Source organism: Nitratidesulfovibrio liaohensis (assembly GCF_011682075.1).
Lineage (GTDB): Bacteria > Desulfobacterota > Desulfovibrionia > Desulfovibrionales > Desulfovibrionaceae > Cupidesulfovibrio > Cupidesulfovibrio liaohensis.
This window is the reverse complement of the sequence record NZ_VSMK01000296.1, coordinates 1-3,502: the sequence shown is the minus strand read 5'-3', so window position 1 is coordinate 3,502 and position 3,502 is coordinate 1. Positions and strand designations below refer to the sequence as shown.

2 protein-coding genes and 1 pseudogene are annotated in these 3,502 nt (G+C 68.6%); all 3 read left to right on the top strand.

Annotated elements, in window-relative coordinates:
• The first annotated feature begins 541 nt into the window (after nucleotides 1-541).
• Nucleotides 542-1,687 carry a peptidase gene (locus FVW27_RS10620; RefSeq protein ID WP_208294739.1) on the top strand — a complete coding sequence of 382 codons (1,146 nt, stop codon included), beginning with the start codon at nucleotides 542-544 and terminating at the stop codon, nucleotides 1,685-1,687.
• A gap of 3 nt (nucleotides 1,688-1,690) precedes the next feature.
• Nucleotides 1,691-2,998, top strand: coding sequence for a c-type cytochrome (locus FVW27_RS10615; RefSeq protein WP_167124988.1), 1,308 nt, complete (start codon nucleotides 1,691-1,693; stop codon nucleotides 2,996-2,998).
• Nucleotides 2,999-3,055: 57 nt separating this feature from the next.
• A pseudogene (locus FVW27_RS10610) lies at nucleotides 3,056-3,502 on the top strand (cytochrome c3 family protein); the annotation flags it as partial.

Genomic DNA, 3,502 nt, shown 5'->3' with positions numbered 1-3,502 from the left:
GCCGCCAGCGCGGTGCGCGGGGCGGGCAGGCCGGGCCACGCGGGGGCCAACCCGGCAAGCAGGGCCATGCCCAGCAGGACCAGCAGCACGGTCAGGCGGCGGGGTGAACGAAACGGAAGGCGTATGGGGGCATGAAGCATGTTGTCTGCATCCTGTGAATGTGCTGTTCGCGGTGCCCGGTGCATGTCCGGCGCGGGCCTGGCCGAGTCGGGCATGCGCCGGAACGCGCCGCCATGGGCAGGGCATGAGCGGGGTGGGATCCTGCCGCAAGCCGGACTTCACCCTATACGCCGCCCCGGCGCGTTGTTCAACGTGCGGATGGGGGCTGCCGCCGCGTGGGCTGATTTTTCGCGCGAACCGCTTGCCCGGTTAGGAGAATTGGGCAAGAATGCAGGCATTCACGTCATCCCCCCCCCCACGGGGCACGCGTTGCGAGCAATGCGTCCCCGGCCCGAGCGGACGACCGTTCCGGTCCCGCACGTCCGGCGCGACTGGACGAAAGGCACGGGGCCACGGGTGGCGAACCCAGGAGGAAACCGGCATGACCCCGGCTTTGCCGCCCGCCGCGCTGGTACCCGTACCCGACCCCATACCGGGGCCGTGGGGATGGTTCCAGGCGCTACTGCTGCTCACCTTCGTGGTGCACCTGCTGTTCATGAACGTGGTGCTGGGCACGGGTGTGATCACCCTGTTCCGCTCGTTGCGCACGCCGTTCGCGCCGGGCGACCAGGTCAACACGGACATCCGCGAGACGGCGGCCTGGGTGCCGCGCGCCATGGCCCTGGCCGTGAACTTCGGAGTGCCGCCATTGCTGTTCCTGCAGGTGCTGTACGGGCAGTTCATCTACCCCAGCTCCATCCTGATGGCCACGTGGTGGCTGGGGATCGTGGGCTTCGTGATGATGGCCTACTACGGCTTCTATCTGTATGGCTTGGGTCATGCCGTGCTTGGTCCGCGCCGTACCCTGGTGGCGGGCATCAGCGTGGCGCTGCTGCTGGTCAACGCCTTCGTGCTTACCAACAACGCCACCTTCATGCTGGACCCGGCCCGTTGGGCCGGGTACGCAGCCTCGCCGGGCGGCACCCTGCTGAACTGGGGTGAACCTTCGCTCGTGCCGCGCTACCTGCACATGGTTGTGGGCGCGGTGGCCGTGGGCGGGCTGTTCATTGCCGGGCGCGCGAAGCTGCTGAAAAAGGCGGGCGGGCCCGTGGCCTCCGGCCCGCTGGGGCCGCAGGACTGGGAACTGCGCATCACCGAGGGCCTCAGGTGGTTCACCCATGCCACCTACGCCCAGTTCGTGCTGGGCGCGTGGTTCCTGCTCAGCCTGCCCGGCCCCATGACGCGCCTGTTCATGGGCGGGCACGGGCTGGCCACCGGCGCCTTCGTGCTGGGGCTGGCGGGCACCGTGCTGGCCCTTGTGGCCGCGCGGCAGCGCCGGGTGTGGCTGGCTGCCGGAGCCACGGTGGGCGTCATATTTCTGATGGCGGCCATGCGTGCCGTGCTGCGCGACGCCTGGCTGGCCCCGCACCTGAACGCCTCCATGGCCACGACGGCGGCGGCCCCTGTGGTCCCCCCAATGGTCGGTCAGGACGGCGCGGCGGCATTGTTCGTGGTGTCGTTGGTGGCGGGTGCCGCCGCAGTATGGTGGCTGGTGGTCATCGCCCGTCGCAGCGGGAAGGAGGCGTAGGCCATGCAGTACCCGGTCTGGCAACTGCCGGTGAACGGCGGCCTGCTCATCGCGCTGATTTCCGTCATCCACGTGTTCGTGGCACAGTTCGCCGTGGGGGGCGGGTTTTTCCTGGTCATGGCCGAGCGCAAGGGGCATGCGGAAGGTTCCAACGAAATCCTGCAGTGGGTGAAGCGGCACAGCCGGTTCTTCGTGCTGCTGACCATGGTCTTCGGCGGGGTGACCGGGGTAGGCATCTGGCTGATCATCTCGCTGGTCAGCCCGGCGGCCACCTCGCAACTGGTGCATCTGTTCCTGTACGGCTGGGCCACGGAGTGGGTGTTCTTTCTGGGCGAGATAGCGGCGCTGCTGGTGTACTACTACACCTTCCAGCGCTGCATTTCGGGCCGCATGAGCAGGAAGGACCACATGACGGCGGGCTGGTTGTACGCGCTGTTCGCCTTCCTGTCGCTGTTCATGATCAACGGCATCATCGGGTTCATGCTTACCCCCGGCGAATGGCTGCGCACCGGCAACTTCTGGGACGGTTTCTTCAACCCCACCTTCTGGCCCGCGCTGGTGTTCCGCTTTGCCCTGTGCCTGCTGCTGGCGGGCCTGTTCGCCATGATCACGGCGCTGCGCATTCCCCACCCGGCAACGCGCGAGGCCATGGTCCGCTGGTCGGCCAAATGGGTGTGTCTGCCGTTCATCGGGCTGTTGCTGGGCGCGGCGTGGTACTTCGCGGCGCTGCCCCCGGCCCAGCAGGCCATGATCCTGCGCCGCACGGAGGACATTCGCCCCTTCGCCCTTGCCTGGCCGGTGGTCACCCCGCTGCTGTTCCTGGGCGGGCTGGCCTTTTTCGTGAAGGCAAGCGGCAGGGCGCGGGCCGTGCTGGCGGGCGTGGTGCTGCTGCTGGGCCTTGCCCAGGTGGGAACCTTCGAGTGGATGCGCGAAACGGGGCGTCGGCCGTGGGTCATCCACGGCTACATGTATTCCAACGGCATCCGCGCGGCGGACGTGGAGCGCATGCAGCGCGACGGTGCGCTGTCGCTGACCGCCTGGGCGGGCACGCGTCAGGTGACCGACGACAACCGCCTGGACGTGGGGCGGTTCCTGTGGGCGCAGCAGTGTTCCAGTTGCCACGGCATGGGCAACCCCATGCTGGACATGGTGCCGCGCGCGGCCAAGCGCGGCGTGGCCGGGATGGAGGCGCAACTGGCCGGGCAGGGCAAGCTGCTGCCCTACATGCCGCCTTTCTGCGGCACCCCGGCGGAGCGCCACGCGCTGGCGGTGTACATTACGCACGAAGTAGAACGCCGTTTGGCGCGCTAGGCCGCCCGGATATGTATTTGTGAGCTTTCGGCAGTAACGACGCAGGGAGATGCGACGATGAGCAAGACCGACAACCGCCTGACCGAGAACCTGTTCCGCGTGTGGTTGATCGTGGTGGCCGTGTTCGCGGTGGGCTTTTTGGGCGCGCAACTGTTCGCGCCGTCCATGCGGCCCGCCGTCAAACAGGCGATGACGGGCCAGAGTGCCCCGACCCAGAAAGCCGTTACCCCGCAGGGCGCGACCAAGGCGGGTTCCGGCTACGGGCAACTGGTCACCGACGTGCCCCCGTTCGACCCCGGCAAGGACGGGCACGTGCTGGTGGCGTGGAGCAGGCAGGGCATGCAGCACGTCACTGACGCGGAACCCGCGTGGACCCTGTTGCCCGTCGGTTCCACCCTGCGGGCGCAACTGGTGCATCGCGGTCCCGGCCCGCAGGCGGTGACCGAGGGCGCCACCCTGACCTGGCGGCTGGACGGCGAGGCCAGGCCCGCCGCCACGCAGCCC

What these genes read in the sequence shown, in the direction of transcription:
- FVW27_RS10615 (WP_167124988.1), top strand. Translation starts at nt 1,691, where the DNA reads ATGCAGTACCCGGTCTGGCAACTGCCGGTGAACGGCGGCCTGCTCATC.
- FVW27_RS10620 (WP_208294739.1), top strand. Translation starts at nt 542, where the DNA reads ATGACCCCGGCTTTGCCGCCCGCCGCGCTGGTACCCGTACCCGACCCC.